Source organism: Limnohabitans sp., assembly GCF_040400975.1.
In the GTDB taxonomy this organism is placed as follows: Bacteria; Pseudomonadota; Gammaproteobacteria; order Burkholderiales; family Burkholderiaceae_C; genus Limnohabitans_A.
Map to the genome: position 1 here is coordinate 1 of NZ_JBBAPF010000105.1, position 1,517 is coordinate 1,517.

Annotated in this window: 1 protein-coding gene; it reads left to right on the top strand. The window is 61.4% G+C overall.

All coding sequences use genetic code 11. The features are described 5' to 3' along the window. Window positions 1-1,058: hypothetical protein (locus ABWQ00_RS16020; protein ID WP_353239654.1), on the top strand; the 1,058-nt coding region annotated here is incomplete at its 5' end. Between the last annotated feature and the right edge of the window lie 459 nt (window positions 1,059-1,517).

Here is a 1,517-nt window from a genome sequence, read left to right on the forward strand (position 1 = left end):
GACAGACAGACAGACAGACAGACAGAGACAGACTCCGTAGCCATTTTGGCTCAAGCCATTTGCGCAGTGAGCCGGCTACCTCCAGGCACCTCTTGCTTGTCAGCGTCATGGTTGTTGGCAAGGACTCGTCGGTCCTTTCTGCAGCCCTCAACGGCATTGCCTCGGCCTCCCTTGCGGCCAGAGACAAGCTGCTGTTGCAGAAGCACGCTGTCCAGATCTTCATGGCCGAGATGGCTCCCGTTCCTGCTGTTCGCGGGGTTTGTACGGAGGCCATCGACGACGCGGCGGCATTATACGCTGTCCTCTCTGAAGCCGCTGGCGTGCGCATCTCGCGACCGACAGCGGCGGTTGCCTTTGTCAAGGTACTTGGGTTGGACAGCTTCACCAAACGCATTTCCAAGTTGTCTTCTCGACGCAATCACGCTGCGCACCCAGACCCGGGGTTCATCGACGACATCAGCGCTGCCATACATGGACTGGGGCCCGCGGCCCTCGCGGCTCTTTCGGCATCTTTCCGGTGCCGCATGAAGCACGATGACGCCGCGGACGAGCACCTCGTTCATGACTCCGAGACAGGCCAGCACATCCTGGCCGACACCAAGGTCGACGGGCCGCTGACTTTGCACCAGCCATCAGCACAGGCAACGGATCATCTCGTGCACACAAGGGCATTGCTGCAGGGTGTGCCTGGCTTGCAACAAGACCCGCATCAGTACGATATGCAACCGAAGGTGCAGCCCGACGGCCAGCCAACAGCTATTCCTGCTGTCAACATGTGTGCTGGCAAATTTCTCAACCTGGCCGATCTGCCCCCTGGTATCTGCGGCACGACACCGGAGGACTACAAGGTCATGGTGAGAGACATCCTACGCAAGCACAACCCCCAAAAGCTCGGAGATTTGCCCGCAGTGCTGGCACAATACCATGGTAAAGAACATGAACTCTTCGGTAAGGTGTTCACCAAATATGTGGTTGGGAACAACTCGGGAAGCTTTTCCGGACGAGGCTTGACTGAGGGTAGTGAGCTGGCACATCTCTCATCATCTGCCGCGGCATGAGCCGCTCTTGCATCAGTTAGGTTTCGTCTGCGTGAGCATTGCTCACCCTCGAGCGGGTGGCATGCTCGCGAGCTGCCTTCCCTCAGGCCGCCCCCTGCGAGGGCGCGGCGCAAGGGGAGCCGCCCTTCCCGGCCTCGAGGCCCGCTCTGCTCGCGTCGGCTCCCGGCGGCTCTTGCGCCGGCGTCGTGGTTGGGTGGTGGTGGTTGCTTTGCTTGGTTGGGTGGTGGTGGTTGCTCTCTCTTCGCTCTTCGCCCTCCGTCCCCTCGCAATGCCGCATCGGACGTGGCGGCCTGCACTGGTGTGTGGCGCGATTGGCTCCGCGCCGGTTGCGCCGGCAGCTTGCTCGCGGTCTCTCCCGCTGTTTTTCGCGTGCCTCGGCGGCCCTCTCTGCGAGAGGCCCCGTGCGTTTTTGGCCTGCACTGGCGTCTAGCCGGTGTGTTTTGTTTTTGCGCGCCCTGC